This window comes from Cupriavidus sp. D39 (genome assembly GCF_026627925.1).
GTDB classification, from domain to species: Bacteria; Pseudomonadota; Gammaproteobacteria; order Burkholderiales; family Burkholderiaceae; genus Cupriavidus; species Cupriavidus ulmosensis.
In genome coordinates, this window is record NZ_JAPNLE010000009.1 from 2,122,093 (window position 1) to 2,146,827 (window position 24,735).

The 24,735-nt window shown below is 66.3% G+C and carries 22 protein-coding genes, 1 tRNA gene and 3 pseudogenes; 15 read left to right on the plus strand and 11 right to left on the minus strand.

The genetic code is table 11. The annotated features are described in order from the left end of the window. Positions 1–111 precede the first annotated feature (111 nt). The 3 genes and pseudogenes from OMK73_RS21835 (at position 112) to OMK73_RS21845 (ending at position 2,737) form a co-directional block, all read left to right on the plus strand. Positions 112–1,358, plus strand: a pseudogene (locus tag OMK73_RS21835) (M48 family metallopeptidase). Next, positions 1,355–2,374 (plus strand): ribosome small subunit-dependent GTPase A, encoded by a 1,020-nt coding sequence (gene rsgA / locus OMK73_RS21840; RefSeq protein ID WP_267603903.1) that lies wholly within the window; start codon positions 1,355–1,357, stop codon positions 2,372–2,374. Before OMK73_RS21835 ends, rsgA begins: the two are co-directional and overlap by 4 nt. 54 nt (positions 2,375–2,428) lie before the next feature. Continuing rightward, a complete protein-coding gene (locus tag OMK73_RS21845; protein ID WP_267603904.1) occupies positions 2,429–2,737 on the plus strand; it encodes a putative signal transducing protein in 309 nt (102 codons plus the stop codon). 58 nt (positions 2,738–2,795) lie between these two features. Here the strand turns inward: OMK73_RS21845 and OMK73_RS21850 are convergent, their stop codons facing one another. Beyond that, positions 2,796–3,788, minus strand: coding sequence for a CobD/CbiB family protein (locus OMK73_RS21850; RefSeq protein WP_267603905.1), 993 nt, complete (start codon positions 3,786–3,788; stop codon positions 2,796–2,798). 159 nt (positions 3,789–3,947) lie between these two features. Next, entirely contained in the window at positions 3,948–4,646 is a 699-nt protein-coding gene (locus OMK73_RS21855) for a pirin family protein (RefSeq protein WP_267603906.1), read from the minus strand. Positions 4,647–4,797: 151 nt separating this feature from the next. Here OMK73_RS21855 and OMK73_RS21860 point away from each other — a divergent pair, with 151 nt between their 5' ends. Together OMK73_RS21860 and gluQRS are read left to right on the plus strand one after the other, a co-directional pair. After that, on the plus strand, positions 4,798–5,721 hold the full coding sequence (locus tag OMK73_RS21860; protein ID WP_267603907.1) for a LysR family transcriptional regulator: 924 nt from the start codon (positions 4,798–4,800) through the stop codon (positions 5,719–5,721). 26 nt (positions 5,722–5,747) lie between these two features. Next, positions 5,748–6,679 (plus strand): annotated as a pseudogene (gene gluQRS, locus OMK73_RS21865) (tRNA glutamyl-Q(34) synthetase GluQRS). 92 nt (positions 6,680–6,771) lie between these two features. Here gluQRS and OMK73_RS21870 read toward each other — a convergent pair. Beyond that, on the minus strand, positions 6,772–8,265 hold the full coding sequence (locus OMK73_RS21870; RefSeq protein WP_267603908.1) for a DEAD/DEAH box helicase: 1,494 nt from the start codon (positions 8,263–8,265) through the stop codon (positions 6,772–6,774). A gap of 460 nt (positions 8,266–8,725) precedes the next feature. On the opposite strand from OMK73_RS21870, the gene OMK73_RS21875 reads away from it, so the two are divergent. From OMK73_RS21875 to OMK73_RS21890, 4 genes are all read left to right on the plus strand, one after another. Then, positions 8,726–9,220 (plus strand): hypothetical protein, encoded by a 495-nt coding sequence (locus OMK73_RS21875; protein WP_267603909.1) that lies wholly within the window; start codon positions 8,726–8,728, stop codon positions 9,218–9,220. Positions 9,221–9,288: 68 nt separating this feature from the next. Further along, positions 9,289–10,050, plus strand: a complete 762-nt coding sequence (locus OMK73_RS21880) for a PspA/IM30 family protein (RefSeq protein ID WP_267603910.1) — start codon at positions 9,289–9,291, stop codon at positions 10,048–10,050. Next, the gene (locus OMK73_RS21885) at positions 10,047–10,706 is read left to right on the plus strand and encodes a YqiJ family protein (RefSeq protein ID WP_267603911.1); all 660 of its coding nucleotides are present in this window, start codon (positions 10,047–10,049) and stop codon (positions 10,704–10,706) included. The genes OMK73_RS21880 and OMK73_RS21885 overlap by 4 nt, the downstream gene beginning before the upstream one ends. A 50-nt stretch (positions 10,707–10,756) precedes the next feature. Further along, the gene (locus OMK73_RS21890; RefSeq protein WP_267603912.1) at positions 10,757–12,547 is read left to right on the plus strand and encodes a flotillin family protein; all 1,791 of its coding nucleotides are present in this window, start codon (positions 10,757–10,759) and stop codon (positions 12,545–12,547) included. Between the two features lie 167 nt (positions 12,548–12,714). On the opposite strand, the gene OMK73_RS21895 is transcribed toward OMK73_RS21890, so the two are convergent. Both OMK73_RS21895 and OMK73_RS21900 read right to left on the minus strand, forming a co-directional pair. Next, entirely contained in the window at positions 12,715–13,713 is a 999-nt protein-coding gene (locus tag OMK73_RS21895; RefSeq protein WP_267603913.1) for a Bug family tripartite tricarboxylate transporter substrate binding protein, read from the minus strand. 219 nt (positions 13,714–13,932) lie between these two features. Beyond that, positions 13,933–15,561 carry an acyl CoA:acetate/3-ketoacid CoA transferase gene (locus OMK73_RS21900; RefSeq protein WP_267603914.1) on the minus strand — a complete coding sequence of 543 codons (1,629 nt, stop codon included), beginning with the start codon at positions 15,559–15,561 and terminating at the stop codon, positions 13,933–13,935. Between the two features lie 168 nt (positions 15,562–15,729). Between OMK73_RS21900 and OMK73_RS21905 the strand changes: the two genes are divergently transcribed. The 3 genes from OMK73_RS21905 to OMK73_RS21915 all read left to right on the plus strand — a co-directional run bounded on the left by OMK73_RS21905 (position 15,730) and on the right by OMK73_RS21915 (position 17,137). Beyond that, complete coding sequence (locus tag OMK73_RS21905) at positions 15,730–16,149, plus strand: helix-turn-helix domain-containing protein (RefSeq protein WP_267603915.1); 420 nt, start codon at positions 15,730–15,732, stop codon at positions 16,147–16,149. Further along, positions 16,074–16,523, plus strand: coding sequence for an IclR family transcriptional regulator domain-containing protein (locus tag OMK73_RS21910; protein WP_267603916.1), 450 nt, complete (start codon positions 16,074–16,076; stop codon positions 16,521–16,523). Before OMK73_RS21905 ends, OMK73_RS21910 begins: the two co-directional genes overlap by 76 nt. A 107-nt stretch (positions 16,524–16,630) precedes the next feature. Then, positions 16,631–17,137, plus strand: a complete 507-nt coding sequence (locus OMK73_RS21915) for a GNAT family N-acetyltransferase (RefSeq protein ID WP_267603917.1) — start codon at positions 16,631–16,633, stop codon at positions 17,135–17,137. Between the two features lie 45 nt (positions 17,138–17,182). On the opposite strand, the gene OMK73_RS21920 is transcribed toward OMK73_RS21915, so the two are convergent. Next, positions 17,183–18,013, minus strand: coding sequence for an aldo/keto reductase (locus tag OMK73_RS21920; RefSeq protein ID WP_267603918.1), 831 nt, complete (start codon positions 18,011–18,013; stop codon positions 17,183–17,185). A gap of 247 nt (positions 18,014–18,260) precedes the next feature. Beyond that, the gene (locus OMK73_RS21925) at positions 18,261–19,139 is read right to left on the minus strand and encodes an NmrA family NAD(P)-binding protein (RefSeq protein WP_267603919.1); all 879 of its coding nucleotides are present in this window, start codon (positions 19,137–19,139) and stop codon (positions 18,261–18,263) included. 110 nt (positions 19,140–19,249) lie between these two features. Between OMK73_RS21925 and OMK73_RS21930 the strand changes: the two genes are divergently transcribed. Both OMK73_RS21930 and OMK73_RS21935 read left to right on the plus strand, forming a co-directional pair. Further along, positions 19,250–20,158, plus strand: coding sequence for a LysR family transcriptional regulator (locus tag OMK73_RS21930; RefSeq protein ID WP_267603920.1), 909 nt, complete (start codon positions 19,250–19,252; stop codon positions 20,156–20,158). Positions 20,159–20,275: 117 nt separating this feature from the next. Then, entirely contained in the window at positions 20,276–20,743 is a 468-nt protein-coding gene (locus OMK73_RS21935; RefSeq protein ID WP_267606464.1) for a hypothetical protein, read from the plus strand. 82 nt (positions 20,744–20,825) lie between these two features. Here the strand turns inward: OMK73_RS21935 and OMK73_RS21940 are convergent, their stop codons facing one another. Both OMK73_RS21940 and OMK73_RS21945 read right to left on the minus strand, forming a co-directional pair. Continuing rightward, entirely contained in the window at positions 20,826–20,942 is a 117-nt protein-coding gene (locus OMK73_RS21940) for a DUF3455 domain-containing protein (protein ID WP_267603921.1), read from the minus strand. Continuing rightward, the gene (locus OMK73_RS21945) at positions 20,921–21,352 is read right to left on the minus strand and encodes a DUF3455 domain-containing protein (RefSeq protein ID WP_267603922.1); all 432 of its coding nucleotides are present in this window, start codon (positions 21,350–21,352) and stop codon (positions 20,921–20,923) included. Before OMK73_RS21945 ends, OMK73_RS21940 begins: the two co-directional genes overlap by 22 nt. A gap of 267 nt (positions 21,353–21,619) precedes the next feature. On the opposite strand from OMK73_RS21945, the gene OMK73_RS21950 reads away from it, so the two are divergent. Continuing rightward, the gene (locus OMK73_RS21950; protein WP_267603923.1) at positions 21,620–21,943 is read left to right on the plus strand and encodes a hypothetical protein; all 324 of its coding nucleotides are present in this window, start codon (positions 21,620–21,622) and stop codon (positions 21,941–21,943) included. Positions 21,944–22,067: 124 nt separating this feature from the next. Here OMK73_RS21950 and OMK73_RS21955 read toward each other — a convergent pair. Further along, positions 22,068–22,146: transfer RNA gene (locus tag OMK73_RS21955), tRNA-Ile, on the minus strand. A gap of 27 nt (positions 22,147–22,173) precedes the next feature. Beyond that, positions 22,174–24,725: pseudogene (gene rpoD, locus OMK73_RS21960) on the minus strand (RNA polymerase sigma factor RpoD). Positions 24,726–24,735 lie beyond the last annotated feature (10 nt).

Consider the following 24,735-nt stretch of genomic DNA (forward strand, 5'->3'; position numbering starts at 1 on the left):
TAATTCTCGCATATCCGCCGCCGCAGCCGGTTCCAATGCGCCCGGAAACCCGCTTCGGCGGTCCGGCCGCCACCGCGCACGCCAAGGCTTCCCACGACAAGGCCCTGCCCGATGTTCACGTTTCTGTTCCTAGCCGCCCTGATGCTGATGGTGCTGACCAAGCTCTGGCTGGCCTCCCGCCAGGTGCGCCATGTGGCGCAACACCGTCATGCGGTCCCTGCCCGCTTTGCCGACACCATTTCGCTGTCCTCGCACCAGAAGGCGGCCGACTACACCATCGCCCGCACCCGGCTGTCGATGTTGGAAGTGCTGGCCGGCGCCGCGCTGCTGATCGTGCTGACCATGCTGGGCGGGCTGCAGTGGATCAACCAGTTCTGGATCGACACCTTTGGCCCGGGATACGCCTACAGCGTGGCGCTGATTGCCAGCGTGGCCGTGATCGGCGGCCTGGTCGACCTGCCCTTCTCGCTCTACGGGCAATTCGGCATCGAGCAGCGCTTTGGCTTCAACCGCATGAGCTGGAAGCTCTACCTGGCCGACATGCTGAAGATGACCGCCGTTGGCTGCGTGCTCGGCCTGCCCTTGCTGCTCGCCGTGCTGTGGCTCATGGCCCATATGGGCGAGTACTGGTGGGCGTGGACCTGGCTGACGTGGATCGCCTTCACGATCTTCGTGCAGATGATTGCCCCGTCGGTGATCATGCCGCTGTTCAACCGCTTCGAGCCACTCGCCAACGCTGCGCTGGAAGCCCGCATCACGCGCCTGCTGGCGAAGTGCGGTTTCGCAGCCGCGGCCTGTTCGTGATGGACGGCAGCAAGCGCAGCGCGCACGGCAATGCTTACTTCACCGGGTTCGGCGCGGCCAAGCGCATCGTCTTCTTTGACACCCTGATGGAGCGCCTTGCCGACGACGAGATCGAAGCGGTGCTTGCGCATGAGCTTGGCCACTTCAAGCGGCGCCACATCCTCAAGGGCATGCTGGTCAGCTTTGCACTGAGCCTGGTCTTCCTCGCCGCGTTGGGCTGGCTTTCCAGCCGCACGTGGTTCTACACCGGCCTGGGCGTGCTGCCCAATCTTGGCACCACCAATCACGCCCTTGCCCTCGTGCTCTTCTTTCTGACCTTGCCGGTATTCACCTTCCTGCTCGGCCCCCTGGCGAGCCAGACCTCGCGCCGCCATGAGTTCGAGGCGGATGCGTTTGCGGCCGGCCAGACCGATGCCGGCCACCTGGTCTCGGCCCTCGTCAAGCTCTACAAGGACAATGCCTCCACTTTGACCCCCGACCCGATCTACAGCGCCTTTTACTACTCGCACCCACCAGCAGCACAGCGGATCGACCGCCTGCTGGCGCACGCATGAGCCGCGCCGCCAGCCGGGGAGGCCCGCAGCGTGCCGCAAGCCCTGCCAAAGCCAATGCCAATGGCGCCGCCGCCGAGGAAGCGCTGATCGTTGCCGCGCACGGCCGCCACTATGTGATCGAGCTGGACGACGGCAGCCGCTTGCACGGCTTCCCGCGCGGCAAGCGCAGCGAATGCGCGGTCGGCGACCGCGTCACCATCGAGCGCGCCGCGTCCGACCAGTGCGTGATCACCGGCTTCAAGCCGCGCAAGAACCTGCTGCATCGATCGGACCAGTTCAAGTCCAAGCTCCTCGCCGCCAATATCGACCAGGTGGTGATCGTGCTGGCGACCGAGCCGGGCTTCTCGGAAGACCTGCTGGGCCGCGCGCTGGTGTCCGCCGAAGCACTGGGCATCCGCCCGCTGATCATCCTCAACAAGATCGACCTGACCGAGCGGCTGGAAGAAGCGCGCGGCCGGCTCGAGCTGTACCGCGGGCTGGGCTATGAGACGCTGTTCCTGTCGGTGCACGGATCGCCGGAAGATACGCTGGCGCAACTGCGCCCGCAGCTGGCGCACCGCGCCAGCATCCTGATCGGTCAGTCGGGCATGGGCAAATCCTCGCTGCTGAACCTGCTGATCCCGGGCGTGGAAGCACAGACGCGCGAAATCTCCGCCAAGCTGGATTCGGGCAAGCACACCACCACCTTCACGCGCCTCTACCACCTGCCCGCCAGCGTGGATGGCGAAGTGGACGGCAAGGACGGCGTGGATCCGCAAGCGCGCCAGCGCGGCTGCCTGATCGATTCGCCGGGCTTCCAGGAGTTCGGCCTGCACCACCTGAGCGAAGGCATGCTGGAGCGCGCGTTTCCCGAGTTCCGCCCGCGCCTGACCGAGTGCCGGTTCTACAACTGCCACCACATCAACGAGCCTGGCTGCGGCGTGCTGGCGTCGATGAAGGCCGGCGAGATATCGGGACGGCGCCACCAGCTCTACACGCAACTGCTGCACGAATCCCGCCAGCAAAAGCCGTGGTAAGATAGTCGGGTGCGCCGCATGCGGGCATACGAGCATGCGGCGCACCCGATCCCGATGAAACTACTGCTATCCACCCCATCGCTGGTCCATGCGGCGCACTGCCAGAACGTGCTGGAGGCCGCCGGCATCCGTGCCGACCTGCGCAATACCTGGCTGGCCGGCGCCATGGGCGACATCCCGTTTCGCGAGAGCGCGCCCCAGGTCTGGCTGATCGACGATGAACGGGAAGCCGAGGCCTGGGAGGTATTGCGCGCCGCCGCCAATCCGGCGCCGGGGCCGCGATGGGCCTGCGTGTCCTGCGGCGAATGGCACGAGGCGCAGTTCGGCTCGTGCTGGCAGTGCGGCGCGCCGCGGCAACCCTGAAGCAAAGCGCCCGCGGCAAGCGCGGGCGTCGATGGTCAACGGGTACAGCGGGATTGGCTCAGCCCACCCAGAGCGCCAGCGACAACATCGCCAGCAGCAGCATCCACAGCACCACGGCACGCCACACCAGGCCGATGGCCGATTGCAGCGTGCGCACGTTTGGCTCCATGCCGAATTCCGGCGCAACTGCCTCGGGCTCGCTGTCGTCTTCCATGCCTGGCGCATAGTCCACCGCCGGACCGGCGAGGCTGGTGCGCAGCACCACGGTAGAACTTTCCTCTGCCAGCGGCACGCCCAGGCGCACGCCAAGCGCGCCGCCGCCGCTGGCAAGCAGGATGCCGTTGACGGCATCGTTCCACTTGCGCGCGTGGTTGCGCCATGCGTAGACCGCGTCTTCAAAATTGCCGACGATGGCAAAGCCGACCGAGGTCAGCCGCGAGGGAATCCAGTCCAGCAGGTAGAAGGCGCGCGCGGCAAAGCGGCCCAGCGCGGGGCTGCGCTCCGTGGACGGGATATTCCAGTGACGGGCGAGGTACTCGGCGATGCGGTACAAGACCACGCCGCCCGGGCCGATCGGCACCAGGAACCAGAAGAACACCCCGAACACATGCCGGTGCACCGCCACGATGGCGGCTTCCAGGGTATGCCGGACGATTTCCGTGACCGGCATTTCGATGGTTTCGAGGCCGGTCCACTGGTGCAGCAGCGCGCGGGCGCGCGGCAGGTCGTCGCGGTTGAGCGCTTCGTGGATATCGGTGAAGAAGTGGCTGAACTGCCGGAAACCGAGGGTGAGGTAGAGCAGCAGGACATTCCACGCCAGCGTGAGTGCCACGCTGATGGAGGCCAGCAGGTAGTGCACCACCATGGCGGTCAGCGTGAGCGGCAGCACCACGGTGAACCAGGCCAGCGCGGTATCGCGCGGCCGCCCGGTGTCAAAGGCATGCTCGGCGCGCTCGGCAAGAACGCGCACGATGTCGTAGATCGGATTGTTGCGGCCCAGGGCGCGGAACTGCTCGGCGATCAGCGCGAGGAGAACGGATACAAATGTCATCTCTGGTCTGGGTGTCGATGGCCAGGGCGCATCAGGCGGCGCGTGTGCCGGGCTGATCGCTTATCTATAGCAAGACGATAGCATACGGCAAACCCGCCCAGACAAGGCACCGCAGCCCGCCGGCTGAGCGGGCGGGCTGCAGGCTGCCGAAGCAACGCCTCAGGGCAGATCAAATACCAGCACTTCGGCACCATCGCCTTGGGTCAGGGTCACCGCCTCAGCACCTTCCAGCTGTGCGGCATCGCCCGCTTCCAGCGCCTTGCCATTGACGGTGACGCGGCCACGCGCCACATGCACATAGGCGCGCCGCTTGGGCGCCAGCGCCAGCGTGGCGGACTCGTCACCATCGAACAAGCCGGCATACAGGCGCATGTCCTGGTGGATCACCACCGAACCCTCGGCGCCGTCACGGCTGCCCACCAGGCGCAGCCGGCCGCGCTTGTCGGCCGCCGGGAAGTGTTCTTCCTCGTAGCCGGGTTCGAGGTTGGTCTTCTCCGGCAGGATCCAGATCTGCAGGAAGTGCGTGGTGTCGTGCGCAGCGTGGTTGTACTCCGAGTGCCGCACGCCGGTGCCCGCGCTCATGCGCTGCACGTCGCCGGGGCGGATCACGCTGCCGTTGCCCATGCTGTCCTTGTGGGCCAGCTCGCCTTCCAGCACGTAACTGATGATTTCCATGTCGCGGTGGCCATGGGTGCCAAACCCCATGCCCGGGGCTACACGGTCTTCGTTGATGACGCGCAGCGGCCCGAACTGGACGTGCTTGGGATCGTAGTAATCCGCGAAGGAAAACGTATGGTACGACTTGAGCCAGCCATGATCGGCATAACCACGTTCACCCGCCTTTCTGATTTCAATCATTTTGACGGCCCTCCTTCAGGCCACATCGGCATCAGGAACCGGTCTAAACCTAGTCCTGGCCTTGCGCTACGTTTCAATACTAGGCAGTTTAGAGCGGCAGGCGTATATTAAGCAGGTCGATCTTAGAAGCATTCATTCAGAATTTCTGAACATGGCACTCTCTCTCGAATCCCTGGAAGTTCTTGACGCCATCGAGCGCAAGGGCAGCTTTGCCGCCGCCGCGCACGAGATGGGCAAAGTGCCCTCCGCGCTCACCTACGTGGTGCGCAAGCTGGAGGAAGACCTGGACGTGCTGCTGTTTGACCGCCGCCGCCACCGCGCCGAGCTCACGCCCGCCGGGCGCGCCCTGCTGGACGAAGGCCGCCACCTGCTGCATGCCGCCGACGACCTGGCCCGCCGCGTCAAGCGGCTGGCCACCGGCTGGGAAGCCGCGCTGACCATCGTGGTGGACGACCTGATCAACTTCCGCGCCCTGCTGCCGGTGATCCAGGACTTCTACAAGGAAAACGATGCCACCCGGCTGCGCTTTGCAAAGGAAGTGCTGGGCGGCGCCTGGGATGCGCTGGTCAGCAGCCGCGCCGACCTGGTGATCGGCGGCGCCTACGATGCGCCCAGCACCCAGGGCTTCCAGGTGCGCCCGCTGGGCTCCATGCCGTTTGTCTTCGCGGTGGCCGCGCATCACCCGCTGGCGACCGAGCCCGGCCCGCTGACCACGCTGCAGATCGCCAAGCACCGCATCGTGGCCGTGGGCGATACCTCGCGCAACCTGCCGGCCCGCACCCATGGCGTGCTCGCCGGGCAGGACGTGCTGGTGGTGCCCACCATGCGCGACAAGCTCGAAGCCCAGATCCGCGGCCTGGGGTGCGGCTGGCTGCCGGCGCCCATGGCGCAGCCCTTTATCGAAAGCGGCGTGCTGCAGGCGCGCGAAACCCTGGAGGTGCGCGCCCCCGGCAACTTCAAGGTAGCCTGGCGCACCAACACGCGCGGCAAGGCGCTGCAATGGTGGGCCAACAAGCTGGAAGACCCGCGCCTGGCGCAAGCCCTGCTCCAGCAGCAACCGGGCCAGCCTGACTAACCGCCCGACCCACACCTGTTTTCGCCATGCCTACCCGCCCGAGCCCGGCGCCCGGCTACCGGGGCCGCTTTGCGCCCTCCCCACCGGCCCGTTGCATATGGGCTCGCTGGTCACCGCGCTGGCCAGCTGGCTCGACGCGCGCGCCCACCTTGGCAGCTGGCTGGTACGCGTCGAGGACATCGACTATCCGCGCTGCGTGCGCGGCGCGGACCAGCAGATCCTGCGGGCCCTGGCGCGCCTGGGCCTGCATCCGGACGAGCCGCCGCAATGGCAGAGCCGGCGCGAAGCGCTGTACGCCGAGGCACTGCGCAAGCTCGATGCCGACCACCGGACTTATCCCTGTGGCTGTTCGCGCAAGGAGATCGCCGACTCGCTGCTGCACGCGCGCGCGCGCCACCAGACGCTGGGCTATCCCGGTACCTGCCGCGACGGCCTGCATGGCAAGCCGCCCCGCGCCTGGCGGGTGCGGGTGCCGGACGGCGACGCCGCGCTGATCTGCTTCGACGACCGCTGGCAAGGCCGGCAATGCCAGGACCTCGCGACCGAGCTCGGCGACTTCGTGCTGCGCCGTGCCGATGGCTTGTGGGCCTATCAGCTGGCGGTGGTGGTCGACGATGGCCACCAGGGCATCACGCATATCGTGCGTGGCGCCGACCTGCTCGACTCCACGCCGCGGCAGATCCACCTGCAGCATCTGCTAGGGCTGCCCACGCCGTCGTACCTGCACGTGCCGGTGGTGACCAACGCGCTAGGCGAGAAGCTCAGCAAGCAAAGCGGCGCGCAGGCCATCGACGATCTTGATCCGCTGGCGGCACTGCGCATGGCCGGCGCGCACCTGGGCCTGGCGAGCGCGGCGCAATCGGTGCAGAGCTGGCTGAGCGACGCCACGGCCGGCTGGGCGGCCTTGCTGGAACGCCTGCCTGCCCAAGCGCACGGCGAAGCGACGACACACACCTGAATGGCATGAAGTCCAAAACAAGAAAGGCGCCCGAGGGCGCCTTTCTTGTTTGCTGCAGCGGCAGCGATTCGCTACATGTCGCGCCGGCCCGTTCAGGACTTGCGCGGCACGCCGCCGAGCAGTGCCGCCAGCTGCCGCTTGGGCGCCGGACGGCCGCGGCCAAAGGCGGAGGCATTGTTGTCCGTCACGTCGGGCTGCGCGGCAACCGCCGCGGCGCTCGGCTCGTAAGGACGCGAGAAGAAGGAATCGTCGGAGGACGGGCGGAACGCATTGCGCGAGCTGGCCGGATCGTTGCGGCGCGCACGCGGCTCTTCGCCGTCGCCATTGGCGCGCGGGCGGCGCACTTCGGTGCGGGCACGGCGGCGGTCGCTCTCGTCGGCACGGGCGCCGGCGCCGGTGGGGTCGAAGCCTTCCAGCGGCGTACGCGGGATGCTGCGCTTGAGCAGCCTCTCGATATCGACCAGCAGGCGCTCGTCGCCCGGCACGTAGATCGACATGGCATCGCCGCTGGCGCCGGCACGGCCGGTACGGCCAATGCGGTGGATGTAGTCTTCGGCGCTGAACGGCAGGTCGAAATTGATCACGCAGGGCATGTCGGGAATGTCGAGGCCGCGCGCCGCCACGTCGGTGGCGACCAGTGCGTCGATATTGCCTTGCTTGAAGCCTTCCAGCGTCTGCATGCGCTCGGTCTGGGTCTTGTCGCCGTGGATGGCGGCGGCGTTGATGCCCTCGCGCTCCAGGTGGCGCGCCAGGCGCGAGCAGCCGATCTTGCTGTTGACGAAGACGATGCACTGGCGCGACAGGCCTTCGGCGGCGCGCTTCTTCAGCAGGTGCACCACGGCGCCCTGCTTGTGGCCGTCTTCGACCTGGAACACGGTCTGGCGCACGTTCTCGTTGGCCGAGTTGCTGCGCGCCACTTCGATGGTGACCGGCTGGCGCAGGTAGCTGGCGGCCAGCCGCTTGATTTCGTTCGAGAAGGTGGCCGAGAACAGCAGCGTCTGGCGCTGTGCCGGCAGCAGGTTGATGATGCGCTGCAGGTCGGGCAGGAAGCCCATGTCGAGCATGCGGTCGGCCTCGTCCAGCACCAGCATCTGCACTTGCGACAGGTTTACCGACTTTTGCTGCACGTGGTCGAGCAGCCGGCCCGGGGTTGCCACCAGGATTTCCACGCCGCGGCGCAGGGCCTCGGTCTGCGGGTTCATGTCGACGCCGCCGAACACCACCGTGCTGCGCAGGTCCGTGAAGCGCGCGTAGCGGGCCACGTTGTCGTAGACCTGGTCGGCCAACTCGCGGGTAGGGGTGAGCATCAGGGCGCGCACCGGATGGCGGGCCGGCGAGGCGCTGCCGCTGGCCAGCGGCAGCAGGCGCTGGATGATCGGCAACGCAAAGCCAGCGGTCTTGCCGGTGCCGGTCTGGGCCGCGCCCATCACGTCCTTGCCCAGCAGCACCACGGGAATCGCCTGCTCCTGGATGGGAGTGGGCTTGGTGTAGCCCTGCTCGGACAGCGCGCGCTGGATGCGAGCATCTAGCCCGAAGCTGTCGAAGGTGATCTCGGGGGTGGTCTGGTCAGTGGTCGTAGTCGTCATGGTTTCCGTGTCTTGCAGGAGGCGAACCCGGCGCCAACGGACACGCGTCTTGAACCGAGCGGGCGAGATCTGCGCATGGATTTAAGGGCCGGCTGCGTGGGGCGCGCCGTGCTGGCGCACGCCATTGCAAACCGTTGTCTGTCCGTGCCTTGCGTGGGCCCTTGCGTGGGCAATTCCGCCGCGCGATCAATAGCTCATGTAAATCAAAGACTTAGATTGTAGCATTAGCAGCCCATTTAAGGGTAGTGCGGGTGTGGCGGCAACGCCAGTTTCGGCGTTGCGGATTTCAACTTTATGTCACCAGCCGTGTTGCCGTTAAGTCCCAGCGCCTCGCCACCGCCCTTATCCGGCAAGCGCGCTGGATCGTAGTTGTCATTTTTTGTTTTCAAACGTATACAAACGATGACGCGCGACCTATGCTTGGTTCCAGTGAGTCACTTCAGGCCGCTGGCCGATCCCGATGCAAACCGTCTCCGTCCGAATCCCCGAAGAAGACCTCGCCTGGCTGGCCGGCATCCAGCTGGCCGGCGCCAGCAGTCCCAGCGACAAGATCCGCGCCCTGCTTGCCGATGCGCGCCGGCGCGCCGACGGCTCAAGCGACTACATCGGCTGCGTCTCGCTGCTGCGCGAGCAAGTGCGCCCCCTGCTCGAAGCCACGCAGGCCCTGGAGCACGACCACCAGCTGCACTCAGCCATCGTCCCGCTGCTGGCCATGCAGCTGCCCGAGCTGATGGCCAGCCTGATTGCCGCCGTACCTGCCGGCGACCAGGCCCCGGCGCAGGCGCGCGACCTGGAGGCACGCCTCACCGCCCGCGCCATGCGCATGCTGCTGGGCCTGCTGCGCCTGGGGGTGACCCAGCGCACGCCGGCCTACGACCCCGCCGTACTGGACGCCTATATCCCGGAAGTGTTAGAACTGGCAAAACTGATCCAGAGCGCCCGGCAAGCCACCTGAAATTCTTACTTTCGTGTTGCGCCATCGCCGCCCAAGCGGCGTCTTATCGATGCACCGAGGAACACACCATGACGACAGAAGGCCTGGGTAACCGTGTGAAACGACTGCTGACCGCCAATGTGCACGCACTGGTCAGCTCGCTGGAGGCGCGCGCGCCGCAAGCCGTGCTGGCGCAGTACCTGCGCGAGTTCGACGAGGTGATCGCGCAAGCGCGGGTCGGGCTCGGCCAGCACGAGGCGGCCAAGCATCAGGCCGCCAAGGCCATCGCGCGGCTCAATAACGAGATCGAGCGGCTCGACGAACAGGTCACGGTTGCGCTCAACCACGGCGACGACGCTGCGGCGCGCGCAGGGACCGAGCGCCAGATCGACCTCGAGGACCAGCTTGGCACGCTCAACGGCAGCCTGCAGGAAGCCGTGGAAAAGTCCGAGGCAACCGAAGCCGACCTGCTGGGCCTGCGCGCCAAGCGCGCCGAGATGGAACAGGCGCTGGCCGGCATGGTGGCCGCGCGCGCTGCCGCCGAGCGCGCGGGCGGCAGCGTTGGCGCTGCGCCCGGCGCCGGCACCGGCGTGCGTGCCGAACAAGCTCGAGCAAGGCTTCAACCGCGCCATGACCAGCGCCACGGGCGTGGCCGGGCTCGGCGTGGGCAGCTCCAGCGCCGACGCCTCCTTGCTCAAGCGGCTGGAGACACTGCACAAGGAACAGCGCGTCAACGAGCGCCTCGAGCGCCTGAAGGCCGGGCGCGACGGTACCCGCTCCTGAGCCCCGGCCACCCAACACCGGCTCTCGCCGCTCCCGACCGATTCAGCACAATAAGAAAGCCGAAATGAATCAGCTGTTATTGCCGGGCAATGCCCCGTTCGTGGTGGCGATTGGATTGATGGTAGTCATCGGCGTGCTGGAGGCGCTGGCCCTGCTGCTTGGCCTCGGCCTGTCGCAGCAGGCCGACAGCTTCCTGATCACGCATTTCGCGCTGGACCATACCGACACCGGCGCGGCCGATGCCGGCGCCATCGGCCAGTTCCTCGGCTGGCTGCACGTGGGACGCGTGCCACTGCTGATGCTGGTGGTGCTGTTCCTGACGGGCTTCGCCATCGTCGGCCTGGTCATGCAATGGGCAACGGCTTCCGTGGCCGGCCACCTGTTGCCCGTGCCAGTCGCGGTGGTGCTCGCCACGCTGGGCGCCCTGCCCTTCGTGCGCACCGCCGGCGGCCTGGTGGGACGCTACTTTCCGCAGGACGAAACCTCCGCCATCTCCGAGCTCGACTTCGTCGGGCGCGTTGCCCAGGTCACGGTTGGCGAGGCTTCGGCCGGCAATCCGGCGGAGGCGCGCCTGGTGGATGAGTACGGCCAGGCCCACTACATCCGCGTCGAGCCGGACGAGCCGGGCCAGCGTTTTCCGCGCGGCGAAACCGTGCTGATCGTCGCGCGCGCCTCCGGCACCTTGTATCGCGCCATCGTCAACCCGCGGCCGGACCTGCTATAGGCCGCACGCGGTCTTTCTTTTCCAAGATCTAAGGGAGTGTCAGAACCAATATGGATTCCATCATCTTCTGGGGTGTCATCGGCCTGGCCGGCGTAATCGGCCTGTGCATCATCGGCCTGATCTTCTCGCGCCTGTACACGCGCGCATCGGCCGAGCGCGCTTTCGTGCGTACCGGCCTGGGCGGGCAGAAAGTGATCATGAGCGGCGGCGCCATCGTGCTGCCGGTGTTCCATGAAATCATCCCGATCAACATGAACACGCTCAAGCTCGAGGTCAGCCGCGCCTCGCGCGACAGCCTGATCACCAAGGACCGCATGCGGGTGGATGTGGTGGTGGCCTTCTTCGTGCGCGTCAAGCCCACCGTGGAAGGCGTGTCCACCGCCGCGCAGACGCTGGGCCAGCGCACGCTGGCGCCGGAGAGCCTGCGCGCGCTGGTGGACGACAAGTTCGTCGACGCGCTGCGCTCCACCGCGGCGCAGATGAGCATGCAGGACCTGCAGGACGCGCGCGAGCAGTTCGTGCAGGGCGTGCAGAACACCGTGGCCGAAGACCTGACCAAGAACGGGCTGGAACTGGAGAGCGTGTCGCTCACCAACTTCAACCAGACCTCAAAGGAGTTCTTCGATCCCAACAACGCCTTCGATGCCGAGGGCCTGACCAAGCTCACGCAGGAAACCGAGCGCCGCCGCAAGGAGCGCAACGAGGTCGAGCAGGACACCGAGGTCTCGGTGCGCGAGAAGAACCGCGACGCGCTGGCCAAGAAGCTGGAGATCGAGCAGCAGGAATCGTTCATGAAGCTCGAACAGGAACAGCAGGTCAAGACCCGTACCGCCGAGCAGAACGCGCGCATCGCGTCTTATGAAGCCGAGCGCAAGCAGGAGGCCGAGCAAAGCCGCATCACCGCCGAGCGCCAGGTGCAGGAGTCCGAGATCCAGCGCGAGCAGGCCGTGCGCACGCGCAAGGTGGAAGCCGAGCGCGATGTGCGGGTCAAGGAAATCGAGCAGCAGCGCGTCACGCAGATGGCGGCCATCGAGCAGGCCAAGGTGACGGAAATCGCCGAGCAGGAAAAGGCCATCGTGATCGCCGCCAAATCGGAGGCGCAATCGCAGGCGCAGGGCCGCGCCAATGAGGCGCTGGCCGAAGCCGTCAAGGCCGAGCAGATGGTGGAGACCACGCGGCGCACGGCGGAGGCCGACCGGGCCAAGCAGGTGGCCCTGATCGAGGCGGCGCAGGAAGCCGAGACGCAGGCCGTGCACGTCACCACCAAGGCCCGCGCAGAACGCGAGGCCGCGCAGATGCAGGCCACTGCCATCGTCGAACTGGCGGAGGCCGCGCGCAAGAAGGGCCTGGCCGAGGCCGAAGCACAGCGCGCGCTCAACGACGCCATCAACGCGCTGTCGTCCGACCAGACCAGCCTGAAGTTCAAGCTGGCGCTGCTGCAGGCGCTGCCGGGCGTGATCCAGCAGACCGTGGAGCCGATGAAGGCGATCGACGGCATCAAGATCATCCAGGTCGACGGCCTCAATCGCGGCGGCTCGGCGGGATCCGGCGACGCGGGCAACGGTGGCGGCAATGGCAGCAATGGCAGCAATGGCAGCAATGGCAACGGCAATCTCGCCGAGCAGGCGATGTCCGCCGCGCTGTCCTACCGCGCGCATGCGCCGCTGATCGATTCGCTACTCAAGGAAGTGGGCCTGACCGGCGGCTCGCTGCAGGGCCTGGTTCCCGGCCTGGCCGCGGCAGCCTCGCACACGGACGACGCGCAAGTCTTGCCGCTGAAGCACGCCAACTATGCAGGCAACGCGTCGAAGGTCGAGCCGGGAAGCAACGCCAGCAACTGATGGCTGGCTGACTGGCTGACCAGCTAGCGAGCAAGACAACGGGCCGCATGCATCCACTGCATGCGGCCCGTTTTGCTTTAGCGGCTCTGGCGCTTGATTCGCGTGTCCGGCCTTCCTCCACGACCTATCCAGTCGAGGCCGGCAACGATCGATTCAACCTGCCACTCTCAGTCGCTCTTGATGCCGTTGTCCTGGATCACCTTGCCCCACTTCTTGTAGTCGCTGCGCATGCGCGACGCCAATTGCTCCGGCGGCTGGTAGGCAGCGACCGTGCCCGCGCCCAGCATCTTTTCCTGCACCACGGGATCCGCCAGTGCCGCCTTGAGTTCGGCCGACAGCTTGGCGATCACGTCCTCGGGCGTGCCGGCGGGTGCCAGCAGGCCGCCCCAGGCGGTTGCCTCGAAGCCGGGGAAGCCCTGCTCCGCCACCGTCTTCACATCCGGCGTGAAGCTCACGCGCTTGGCCGAACCCACCGCGATGGGGCGTAGCTTGCCAGCGTTGATATGCGGCAGCGCCGCGATCATGTCCGAGAACATCATCGGCACCTGGCCAGCCAGCAGATCGGAGATCGCCGGCGCGCTGCCCTTGTAAGGCACGTGCTGCACATCGAAGTGCCCGAGGCTCTTGAGCAGCTCCGTGGACAGGTGGCCGAAGCTGCCGTTGCCCGCGCTGGTGTAGTTGAGCGCGCCGGGCTTGGCCTTGGCGCGGGCGATGTACTGCTGCAGGCCGGTCACATCCGGCATGGCCTGCGGATTGACCACCATCACGATGGGCAGGTCGTAGGCGGAGCCGATCGGCGTGAAATCCTTGAAGATGTCATAGCCCTTGCGGCTGATCAGGTGCGGCGCCAGCAACGTGGGCGTAGCCAGCACCATCAGCGTGTAGCCATCCGGCGCGCTCTTGGCGACGGCTTGCGCCCCGATCGTGCCGGAGGCGCCCGGGCGATTGTCCACCACCACGGTCTGCTTCAGCGACTCGCCCATCTTCTGGCCGATGATGCGCGCGGCGGTATCGGTCGGGCCGCCCGGCGGGAACGGCACCACCAGGCGGATCGGCTTGGTGGGATAGGCCTGCGCGAATGCCTGGGGCGCGCACAGCGGCAGGGCTGCGCCCAGGATGGCCGCGCCCAGGCGGCGCGAAAAGATACGACGGTTTGTCTTCTGCATAATGAACTTGAAACGTAATCCAGCAATGACGCGTGCCGGCTCCACAGCCCGCGCGTGTCGACGATCCAGCAAAAACCAACGGGAAAGACGGGACAAAGCTTCGATGGCCTCCTCCATGACCGGTCATGGCCGGTCGCTTGTTATCGGGCCGCTGGCCGGCGGGCCGAGGCTCGCCGGCTTCATGGCATCAAAGCGTTGGAGCGTTAGGGCATCAGAGCTTCAGAGCTTCAGCGGCCCGGCGCGGAACAGCCGCGCATCCATGGTGCGCAGGTCAGGCGCCACGCTGACCGCGGTGGCGCACTGGTCCAGCACATCGCGCTGCAGGTCGATGCCCGGCGCGATTTCAATCAGGGTCAGGCACTCCGCGCCGATGGCATCGGGCCGCATCTCGAAGACGGCGCGCTCGGTGATGTAGAGCACGGGGATGCCCAGCGAGGCCACATAGGGGCCGTTGAAGCTGAGGTGCGAAACCTGCGGCACGATCTTTTTCACGCGGCCTTCGCGCGTAATGCGCAGCGAGCCATTCTCGGCGCGCACCTCCAGGCCGCCGGCGGTGAGCGTGCCGACGAAGACCACGGCCTTGGCGCTCTGCGTGATGTTGATAAAGCCACCGACGCCGGCGATCAACGCTTCGGCGCCTTCGCCGAACTTGCTGACATTGACGTTGCCGTGCCCATCCAGCTCGGCCAGCCCGAGGATGGCGAGATCGATGCCGCCGCCCTCATAGAAATCGAATTGCGCCGGCTGGTCGACGATCGCTTCCGGATACGCCGACGCGCCAAAGCTGAGGCCGTCGGCCGGCGTGCCGCCGATCGGGCCGGCTTCCACCGTGAGCGTGAAGCCGTCGACGCCGGCCTCCACCGCCAGCATGCCGACGGCGGCTGGCATGCCAACCCCGAGGTTGACCACGCGCGGCTGCCGGCGCGCCAGCTCCAGCACCGCGCGCCGCTGCACGATGGTGCGGGCGTCGAGCACGGACGCCATCTCGGGCGCAGGGGCGCCGGCGGTGCTGGCAGCGTCCCCTTGCCAGGGCGTCACGTAGGCCGGATTGAACTGCTCCGCGAACGTCATCTGGTGATGCGCCGGGTTCTCGCTCACCACCACGTAGTCGACCAGGATGCCGGGCACGTGGATGGCCTGCAGGTTGTCGTGGTGATCCACCAGCGACTCCACCTGCGCGATCACGATGCCGCCGGAGTTGTGCGCCGCCTGGGCCATCGCCAGCAGTTCGTGGTGAAAGGCCTCGCGGTGCGTGCTCAAGTTGCCGCGCGTATCGGCGGCGGTGCAGCGGATCAGCGCGCAGTGGATCGGGAAGCTCGGATAGAACAGGTATTCATCGCCGCGGAAATCGACCGCCTCGACCCAGTTCGCGCGGCCCTCGGCAATCGCCGCTTGCGCGCAGCGGTTGATGGCGCCGCCGTGGTAGCGGCTGTCCTGCGCGGTGCGCGGATCGACAAAGGTGTGCAGGCCGATCTTGGTCAGCACGCCGGGCTTGCCACCGGCGATGGCGCGGTACAGGTGCGTGAGCACGCCTTGCGGCAGGTTGTAGCCCTCGCACGCCTCGGCCATGGCGAGCGTGGCCAGGCGCGTGGCGGAGCGCCAGTGCCCGCCCACGATGCGCCCGGTCATGCCGGCATTGCCGAAGTGGTTGACCCCGCGCGCGCCCCGGTCGCCCTGGCCCGCCGAATACACCAGCGTCAGGTCGCGCGGCATGCCCGTCTCCAGGAAACGGCGCTCAAGCGCGTCCGTCACCGCCTCGGCATGGCCGGCGCCAACGAAGCCTGCGCTGGCCACGGTCCACTGGGATTGCACGAGCGCAGCAGCCTGCTGCGCGCTGATGACCTTCATGGCTGTCTCCATCGTGTTCTTCTTGGCGCCACGTGCTGCCTGCACGCGCCGCGCCGGACCGAATTCCGCGAACATTTGTTCGCAAAACGCCTATCATACGTAGTCATGCCGGCATCGCGCAAGTGCGTTCAGCGCACTAAAATCTCCCTATTTCCGCCTCCTCACTCCATGAACAGTCCCGAAACGCCCCTGGCCAACCCGCAGAAAAAGGAAGAGCTGCTCGATTCGCTGACCAATGGCCTGGCACTGCTGCGCCTGTTCGCCTCCGGCGCGGGGAGCCTCACCATGCAGGATGTAGCGGAGCAGCTCGACGTGACCCGCGCCGCGGCGCGGCGGCTGCTGCTGACCCTGCAGCACAACGGCTATGTCGCGCAGGATGGCCGGGACTTTTCCATCACCCCGCGCGTGATGGACCTGGGATACGCGTACTTTGCGTCGATGAACCTGCCGCAGCTGGCCGGGCCTTACCTCAAGGCGCTCTCCGAGCAGGCGGGGAAACCTGCTCGCTGGGCGTGCTCGACGGCGAAGCGGTGGCGCTGGTGGCGCGCGAGGAACCGCCGCAGATCCTGCGGGTCGACATGGGCGTAGGGCGGCGCATGCCGGCCTACGCCCACTCGCTCGGCCGCGTGCTGCTGGCCGGGCTGGACGACAAGGTGCTGGAGACTTACCTTGCCACCGCGCAGTTGCGCAAGCTCACCCCGTTCACGGTCAGCTCGCGCACGGCGCTGGCGCGCACGCTCAAGCAGGTGCGCAGCGACGGCTACTGCACGTTGAGCAGCGAACTGGTCGACGGCTTCGCCGGCATCTCGGTGCCGGTGCGCGCGGAGTCCGGCAAGGTGGTGGCGGGATTGGGGTTCAGCATGGTGCTCGGCAGCCGGGATGCGGCGCACCTGGAGCAGCACTACCTGCCGGCGCTCAGGCACGCCGCGGGAGAGATCGAGGCGTTGCTGCGACGGCGCTGAAGGCTTGAGTGCCCAAGCGAGGCACAACCGAGGCACAACCGCTGCACGAAGCCTAGAATGGGAAACGGGTCAAGGCCGGCATGAAACGCACTTGAAAGCATCACTGCATGACTATCAGACCGCTCGACTGGGCGCGTGACGGCGCCGGCATCCTCAAGCTCGACACCACCTACGAGACCGATCGCATCTATGCGGTCAAAAGCGGCCCGCTGGGCATCTGGCTCGTGGAGCAGGTGCTGGGCCAACCCGTGCTCAACCACTATGACCCATCCGGTTTCGAGCAAGACTGCGCCAGGGCCGACCATGCGCTGGTCTTCGAGAGCGCGAGCGGCGATATCGGCGGCTTTGCCGCCGTCAGGCTGGAGGCCTGGAACCGGTCCGCGCTGCTGAGCGCGATCTTCGTGGCGCCCGCGTTCCGTGGCACCGGCATCGGCCGCGTGCTGCTGGGGAGATCAATCGCCTGCTGCAAGGTACGCCGGCGCGCTGCCTGCGCGCCGAAACACAGAACACCAACTACCCGGCCATCGGCTTTTACCGCGCGCTGGGATTCTCGCTGTGCGGGATGGACTGGGACTTATACGACCCCGACACCGCCGGCACGGAGACGGCGCTGATCTTCACCCGGCCCGTGGTGCGCAAGAGCGCCGGCTAGTTGCTGGTTAATCGCCGGCGCGATCCCAGGCGGGTGCAAAGGGCGGCGTGACAAAGCGCTGGTCCTTCGGCAAGGCGCAAAGCGCGCGGCGGTCCTCGTCGTCCAGCTGCAGCTTCAGCGCATCGAGGTTGGCTTGCTGGCTCTCGCGCCGCTGCGCCTTGGGAATCGCGGCCACACCGTCCTGGTCGAGCAACCAGCGTAGCGCGACCTGCGCGGGCGTGGCGCCATGCCGGGCCGCGACGCTGTCCAGCGCCGCATGCTCCGCCAGCCGCCCTTGCGCCAGCGGGCAATGCGCCACCAGCGCCATCGAACGGCTGGTGAGGTAGCGGCGCATCACCGTCTGCTCCAGCAGCACGTGGTACTCGACCTGGTTGCAGGCCAGCGCAATGCCGATCTCCTCCACCACCGTGCGCACCATGCCCACCGTGAAATTGCACACGCCGATGGCACGCGTGCGGCCCGCTTCGCGAAGGCGCTCCAGCGTTTCGAAGATGGCGGGCAGGTTCATGTCCGCCGCCGGCCAGTGCACCATGAACAGGTCGACGTAGTCCAGACCGAGCTGATCCAGGCTGGCATCGAACGAGCGGTGGATCGCATCCGGCGCCAGCTGGTCGTGCCAGACCTTGGTGGTGACATGCAGCGCCGCGCGCGGCAGCGCCGACGCCGCCAGCGCCGCGCCCACGGCGTCCTCGTTGCCATACATCGCGGCCGTGTCGATGTGGCGATAGCCAAGTTCCAGCGCGCTTTCCACCGCGGCACGGCAGACCTCGCCCTGCATGCGGAAGGTGCCAAGGCCCAGGCGCGGCATGTTCAGGCCATTCGATTGCAGGTATTCCATAGCGTGGCTCCAATACCGCTTAATGAACCGTGTGCTTGGCGTCTGCCCGGCGGCGCCGGACGGTCATCACCAAGGCAGTATTTCGTTGCGGTAGTCGACAAATACCAGGCCCCGCGAAGATATTCACGCGAGTCCCCAACCAAGGCCGCGGGAGGCGCCCAGGATCAGGACGGTACGCGTCGTATGCATCAGGCTGGCTCAAGGTTGGCTCAAGGTTGAACCCAGGTTGAAGAGTGAACTCGGGCATTCAGTGCCCGCGCTCAAGCAGCCCGGCCAGCACGGTACGCAGCGTCACGGTGCCCTTGCGGGTCGCCCCCTCGCCGGCCTCGAAGCCGATCCAGCCGGCGTTGAAGCCATCGAGCATCTGCATGCGCGGCACAGGGTTGCGCATGCCTCGCGCACGGAACACCGCATCCCAGGTGTCGCGCGGCACCGGCTGCGCCGCTACCGGGCGGCCCAGCAGCGCCGACAGCGTATCCGCGATCTCCAGTGGCGTGACGCGGCGCGGGCCTTCCAGCTCAACCACCTGCCGGCCCTGCCACGCTTGCTGCAACAACGCTGCCGCGACCCGGCCGACGTCGGCGGTGGCGACCATCGGCACCGGCCGGTCCAGCGGCTGCAGGTAGCTGGGGATGATGCCGCCGCTGCGGGCGGGCTCGATATCCCACACGGTGTTCTCCATGAACCAGCCGGCGCGCAGGAAGGCCACAGGCATCGATATCGATGTCGCCAACACACCCAGCTCGCGCTCCATGTGCGAGAGCTGCTGCAGCAGGTTGGGCTGGCTGGCCTGCGCGCCGATCGTCGACAGGCAGACTACGCGTGGCGGCCGCGCCGCTTGCAGCGCCTCGCGCAAGGCCGCCACGACGCCGCGCGACTCGCGCAGGTCGGCGCTGGGATCGAACGTAGGCGGCAGCACCACGAACACGCCCTCCACGCCGCTGAAGGCGCGCCGCAGCGCCTGCGCATCGTCCATCGCGGCGAGCGCGACCTCGCAGCCCTGGGCGGCCCAGGCGTCGCCCTTGTGCGCCGAGCGCACCACCGCGCGCACGTCCTTGCCTGCCGACAGCAGCGCGCGAGCCACCACGCCGCCAACTTGTCCGGTAATGCCAGTCACTGCGAACATTCTCTTCTCCAGTCGCTGCGGCTTGTGCCGCGGTGACGGGATTGTGGTTCGCGGCGCGGCGTTTAGCGATAACATGCCCGTCACTTGATTGATGACTGCGGGGCATCGATATGGGATTCGACGAGCGCATGCTGGACGGTATCGGCGTGCTGATGGCGGTGGTGGACCACGGCAGCTTCGCGCGCGCCTCCGCCTCCCTGGACATGACGCAGTCCGGCGTCAGCCGCGCCATCGCACGGCTGGAGAACCGGCTCGGCATCCGCCTGTTCGACCGCACCACCCGCAGCGTCACGCTGACCGACGACGGCCGGCGCTTCTTTGATGACATCGTGCCGCTGCTGGCGCAGCTGGAGGAGACCACGGCCGGCGCCGCCCAGGGCGTGGCCGCGGTACGGGGCCGCTTGCGGGTCAACGTCGATCCGCTGTTCTCGCGCCTCGTGCTGGGCCCGCAGCTAGGCAGCTTCGTCGACGCGCATCCACACCTCACGCTGGACCTGGTGATGCGCGACCATCTCGGCGACATGATCGCGGACGGCTTCGACCTGGCCTTTCGCTTTGGCTTTCCGCGCGTGTCCACGCTGGTGGCGCGCAAGCTGATGGATATCCCGGTGATCACCGTGGCCGCACCGTCCTACCTGAAGCGCCGCGGCACGCCGCGCACGCCGGCGGATCTGGAAAGCGGCGAGCATGCCTGCATCCACTATCGCGACCCCGAGACCGGCCGGCCCTTTCCCTGGGAATTCCATCGCGGCGCCGAGCGCCTTGTCGTCCAGGCCAGGGGCCGCTTGATCGTCAACGACGCCAGCGTCATGCACACCGTGTGCCTGGGCGGCCACGGCATCGCGCAGGTGCTGCAGTTCGGTTCGGAGGCGCTACTGGCCGAGGGCCGGCTGGTGCCGGTGCTGACCGACTGGCCCGACGAGCGCTTTCCCCTCTACGCCCTGTATCCGTCGCGGCAGCACCTGCCGGCGAAGGTGCGGGCCTTCGTGGATTTCGTGGTGTCCTTGTGCGAGCGATAGGTGCGGTGCCCATCAGCAAGACCAGAATAACGGGTGATCGCTGCGGGCGCCGCAGCGGCCATAGCCGCCATAGCGGCGGGCCAATCCATTCACCGCAATATCTTTAAAGGAAAAGACGTGCCATTCATCATCGCAGGCCTCGCCTTGATCGCCGCCCTCATCTACGGCGCGGTCCGCCTGTACGCCAGGGTGGCCGCGGCCTATGGCGCGATCGCCGGGACCGCCGCAGTCGTGTTCTGCGCGGCGCTGCTCGCGGTATTCGTCGCGAGCCAGGTCCGCCGCTATCGCGCGATCCACGGGGTCAAGATCAAGGGCGAGCGCATCCTGTCGCTGGAGGGAGCGTGGGGGACGATGCGCGTGGATCCGGAGCGCAAGCGTGGCGTGCTGGATGTCGGCGGGCAGCAGGCGAAGTTTATCTTTGCGGATATAGCGGGCGCCGGCGCGTTGGAGAACGGCGGCGAATGGATGCTTGCATTACGTCTTGAACACAATGCGCAAGGCAGTTGGCATATCCCCATGGCGAGTCGGAAAGAAGCATTGCGCTGGGCAAAGATATTCGACCTTGCCGCCGTGCAGAAGCTCTGAAAACCTGGCGCGTCAGGGCTCATCCAAGCATCATGGATGGCAACGCAATAAGAGCGAACGCACCTGCCTCGGCGAGGCCTGGCTACTCGAGGAATATGTAATCCGCGCGATAAGGCACGCGGCTTTCCTGTCCTTCCTGGGTGCAGGCCTGAGCGGGCGCGAGGCCGCCTTGGGTGTTCAATCGCTGAACGTAATGCACGGCCGCAAGCAGGCCTGTCCCCCGGAACTCGTCGCCTGCAACAGCAATAGCGCGATGCTGTCCGGCGCCCGCGCATTTGCCGCCTGCCGCAATACTTTGCCGGTCACCTTGCTGCCGTCAGGCGCCTCCCAGGTCGGCCCGGCGTAATGCTTGGCGATGAGCTTGCCGGAAGCGTCGCGCAGATCCGCTTCCGGGGATTTGAACGCCCACGCCAATGCATTGCCCTGATCGCGCTTGCACACATAGATCTGCACGCCGGATGCGTGCAGGGTCGCGATCGTACGACGTGCGTCGGCGGGCTGGAGTTCGGGCGGAGCCGTCGCCTGGGCAATCGCGCAGGAGGCCAGCAAGCATGCCCCGGCGAGGGCGATGCGATGCGATTTGCGACTACTGCGGAAATCTTGCCACATACAGCCTCCTTGCCCGAGCCTGGTCAGAATAGTACCCCCGGCTCGATGACAAGGAAACGCCGGCAATCGCGGCATTGCCAATCGCCCGCATTGCGGCTGGATACGGTTGGATACGGTTGAAGTAGCGAACTACATACTTGGGCTCACCGCAAAACGATCACTGGAACTTTGCAAGGCTGACGGCTACGCTAATAAGCGGACCGCCGCGCCAGGTGAGCGCGCGAGGGCCATCGGCTTTGCATCGACTTTGATTGGAAGGAGTCATCCATGAAGATCGCTATCGCATTGGCAATTGCAGTTCTCCTACCTGGTACCGTCTACGCCGCCGGCCCCGCAAATCCGGCGGATCGCTACGACTACAACATGCGTAGTACCAACAAGGACGGCTACGTGCCGGACCCCCAGCGCACGACCAACAAAGACGGCTACGTGCCAGACACAGCAAAGGCCAATGACAAGTTTGACCCGTACACCCAGGGTGCCAATCAGAACACGGCTTCGGCGCTCACCGACTCAAAGACTCCGAGCAAGAAAGCGGCTGGCAAGGCACCAAGCCACAAGAAAGCACCCGCTACCGGCATGGACAAATAGCAGCGCCGCCTGATTTGATCCGAGACGGCAATATGGCGGCGGCCAGGCTGCGATACGCAAGTCCGCGGAAACGCCGCGGCAAAGAAAAAGCCCCGCAGAAAAACCTGCGGGGCTTTTTCAACAATGGTGGGCCTCCCGTGAGTCGAACACGGCACCAACGGATTATGAGTCCGCTGCTCTAACCAGGCATGAGCTAGAGGCCCAGGAAAGTCAGACCGGCATGATACCGATCAACTACCTTCGAGGAAACTCTTAAGCTTATCAGAGCGGCTCGGGTGACGCAGCTTGCGCAATGCCTTGGCTTCTATTTGCCGGATCCGCTCGCGGGTTACGTCGAACTGCTTGCCGACTTCTTCCAGCGTGTGGTCCGTGCTCATTTCGATGCCAAAACGCATGCGCAGCACCTTGGCTTCGCGCGGCGTGAGCGAGTCCAGCACGTCCTTGACGACGTCGCGCATGGAGCCGTGCAGCGCCGCCTCGGCCGGGGCCAGCGTGTTGGTGTCTTCGATGAAGTCGCCCAGATGGGAGTCGTCGTCGTCACCGATCGGCGTTTCCATGGAGATCGGTTCCTTCGCGATCTTCATGATCTTGCGGATCTTGTCTTCCGGCATCTCCATCTTCTCGGCCAGCGTTGCCGGATCCGGCTCATTGCCGGTTTCCTGCAGGATCTGGCGCGAGATGCGGTTCATCTTGTTGATCGTTTCGATCATGTGCACCGGGATACGGATGGTGCGCGCCTGATCGGCGATCGAGCGGGTGATGGCCTGGCGGATCCACCACGTCGCGTAGGTCGAGAACTTGTAGCCGCGGCGGTATTCGAACTTGTCCACCGCCTTCATCAGGCCGATATTGCCTTCCTGGATCAGGTCGAGGAACTGCAGGCCGCGGTTGGTGTATTTCTTGGCGATCGAGATCACCAGGCGCAGGTTGGCCTCGGTCATCTCGCGCTTGGCTTCGCGGGCGCGCTTCTCGCCCTCGCTCATCCTGCGGTTGACTTCCTTGAGCTCCTTCAGCGGCAGCACCACGCGCATCTGCAGGTCGATCAGCTTTTGCTGCAACTCGCGCACGGCCGGCACATTGCGCTCGACGATGGTGCTGTACGACTTGCCGTCCTTGATGATCGTGTCGATCCACTCGAGGTTGGTTTCATTGCCCGGGAAACGGGCGACGAAATCCGCACGCGGCATGCCGCACTTGTCCACCACGATCTTCAGGATGGAGCGCTCGAGCTTGCGCACTTCGTCCACCTGGCCACGCAGCGTGTCGCACAGGCGTTCGACATTGCGGGCGGTGAAGCGGATGCTCATCAGTTCGTTCAGGATGGCTTCCTGGGCCTTGACGTAGGACTTGGACTTGTAGCCTTCCTTCTCGAACGAGCGGCGCATCTTGTCGAACTGCTCGGCGATCACGCGGAATTTTTCCAGCGCGGCCTGCTTCAGTTCCTCCAGCTGGCGCGCGGAGGCAGCCAGGCCGCCGGCATCGTCGTCCTCGTCTTCGTCGGCATCTTCGCCGTCCGATTCCAGGTCGTCTTCCTCGGCGGCCACCACCACGGCCGGCGCCGGGGAGCCGCGGGCACGTCCACGGCGTTCGGGTCGATCAGGCCGTCGACGAACTCGTCGATCTTGATTTCATCGCTGGCAACGCGCTCGGCCAGCGCCAGGATCTCGGAGATCGTGACCGGGCAGGCGGAGATCGCCATCACCATGTCTTTCAGGCCGGCCTCGATACGCTTGGCGATCTCGATTTCGCCTTCGCGCGTGAGCAGCTCCACCGTGCCCATCTCGCGCATGTACATGCGCACGGGGTCGGTGGTGCGGCCGAACTCGGAATCAACGGTGGAGAGTGCAGCCTCAGCTTCTTCTTCGGCTTCTTCTTCGCTGGTGGCCGACGGTGCGTTGTCGTTGAGCAGCAGCGTCTCGGCGTCGGGCGCTTGTTCGTAGACGGCGATGCCGATGTCGTTGAGCGTGGCGACCAGCGTGTCGATCGTTTCCGAATCGACCATGTCGTCCGGCAGGTGATCGTTGATTTCCGCGTACGTCAGGTAGCCGCGCGACTTGCCGAGCTTGATCAGCGCCTTGAGCTTCTGGCGGCGTGCTTCCAGTTCTTCCTCGGTACCCTGCTGCGTCGAGGCGAACTCCTTGAGCAGGGCCTTTTCCTTGGCCTTGCGGTCACGCGCCTTTTGCTTCTCGCTCTTGGGCGCGGCAGTCGGCGTTGCGGCCGCGGGGATCTCGTCTTCGTAAAGCTCTTCAGTCACGTCGTCTGGTGTGCTGTCGTCGTGCTGCGCTCCGGCCTTGGGCTTGCGGCCACGCTTTTTCGGCTCCGGCTTGACGGCCGGAGCGGCGGGACGCTCGGATGCAACGGGGGCGGAAGTTGTGGCATGCGGCGTGGCCTCGGGCTCGGCAGCGCCTGGCTTGGCGTTTCCGGTCTTGGCGCTGGTCGCTGCCGTTATCTTGCTCTCGACTTCGGTATTCTGCTGTTTCGCCACGGTAATACTCTTGCCTTTCACAGGTACAGACGCGGCGTTGTTGCCGCTTGTATTGGCGCTATCGCCGCTCTCGTGTGCCGAAGTCGAGGGCCTCAGGTTTTCGGATAGGCGGGTCCCGGTGGAAGTGGACGCAGCGGGCGCCTTGGCGCTCCGAGCGGTCTTAGCTGGCACAGGCTGGGCTGGCGCCTTGACTGACGCGGCTGTCTTCGCAGGCGCCGTTGTTTTCACGGACGCCTTGCCGCTCCCCGATTGGGGAGTTTTAGTGGAAACCTTTTCGGTTGCTTTGGCCTTTGCCATTGGCACGCTC

What these genes read in the sequence shown, in the direction of transcription:
- OMK73_RS21945 (WP_267603922.1), bottom strand. Translation starts at nt 21,352, where the DNA reads ATGTGGCAAGATTTCCGCAGTAGTCGCAAATCGCATCGCATCGCCCTC.
- OMK73_RS21855 (WP_267603906.1), bottom strand. Translation starts at nt 4,646, where the DNA reads ATGATTGAAATCAGAAAGGCGGGTGAACGTGGTTATGCCGATCATGGC.
- OMK73_RS21870 (WP_267603908.1), bottom strand. Translation starts at nt 8,265, where the DNA reads ATGACGACTACGACCACTGACCAGACCACCCCCGAGATCACCTTCGAC.
- OMK73_RS21895 (WP_267603913.1), bottom strand. Translation starts at nt 13,713, where the DNA reads ATGCAGAAGACAAACCGTCGTATCTTTTCGCGCCGCCTGGGCGCGGCC.
- OMK73_RS21950 (WP_267603923.1), top strand. Translation starts at nt 21,620, where the DNA reads ATGAAGATCGCTATCGCATTGGCAATTGCAGTTCTCCTACCTGGTACC.
- OMK73_RS21925 (WP_267603919.1), bottom strand. Translation starts at nt 19,139, where the DNA reads ATGTTCGCAGTGACTGGCATTACCGGACAAGTTGGCGGCGTGGTGGCT.
- OMK73_RS21845 (WP_267603904.1), top strand. Translation starts at nt 2,429, where the DNA reads ATGAAACTACTGCTATCCACCCCATCGCTGGTCCATGCGGCGCACTGC.
- OMK73_RS21920 (WP_267603918.1), bottom strand. Translation starts at nt 18,013, where the DNA reads ATGGAATACCTGCAATCGAATGGCCTGAACATGCCGCGCCTGGGCCTT.
- OMK73_RS21890 (WP_267603912.1), top strand. Translation starts at nt 10,757, where the DNA reads ATGGATTCCATCATCTTCTGGGGTGTCATCGGCCTGGCCGGCGTAATC.
- OMK73_RS21930 (WP_267603920.1), top strand. Translation starts at nt 19,250, where the DNA reads ATGGGATTCGACGAGCGCATGCTGGACGGTATCGGCGTGCTGATGGCG.
- OMK73_RS21850 (WP_267603905.1), bottom strand. Translation starts at nt 3,788, where the DNA reads ATGACATTTGTATCCGTTCTCCTCGCGCTGATCGCCGAGCAGTTCCGC.
- OMK73_RS21885 (WP_267603911.1), top strand. Translation starts at nt 10,047, where the DNA reads ATGAATCAGCTGTTATTGCCGGGCAATGCCCCGTTCGTGGTGGCGATT.
- OMK73_RS21880 (WP_267603910.1), top strand. Translation starts at nt 9,289, where the DNA reads ATGACGACAGAAGGCCTGGGTAACCGTGTGAAACGACTGCTGACCGCC.
- OMK73_RS21905 (WP_267603915.1), top strand. Translation starts at nt 15,730, where the DNA reads ATGAACAGTCCCGAAACGCCCCTGGCCAACCCGCAGAAAAAGGAAGAG.
- OMK73_RS21860 (WP_267603907.1), top strand. Translation starts at nt 4,798, where the DNA reads ATGGCACTCTCTCTCGAATCCCTGGAAGTTCTTGACGCCATCGAGCGC.
- OMK73_RS21915 (WP_267603917.1), top strand. Translation starts at nt 16,631, where the DNA reads ATGACTATCAGACCGCTCGACTGGGCGCGTGACGGCGCCGGCATCCTC.
- rsgA (WP_267603903.1), top strand. Translation starts at nt 1,355, where the DNA reads ATGAGCCGCGCCGCCAGCCGGGGAGGCCCGCAGCGTGCCGCAAGCCCT.
- OMK73_RS21900 (WP_267603914.1), bottom strand. Translation starts at nt 15,561, where the DNA reads ATGAAGGTCATCAGCGCGCAGCAGGCTGCTGCGCTCGTGCAATCCCAG.
- OMK73_RS21875 (WP_267603909.1), top strand. Translation starts at nt 8,726, where the DNA reads ATGCAAACCGTCTCCGTCCGAATCCCCGAAGAAGACCTCGCCTGGCTG.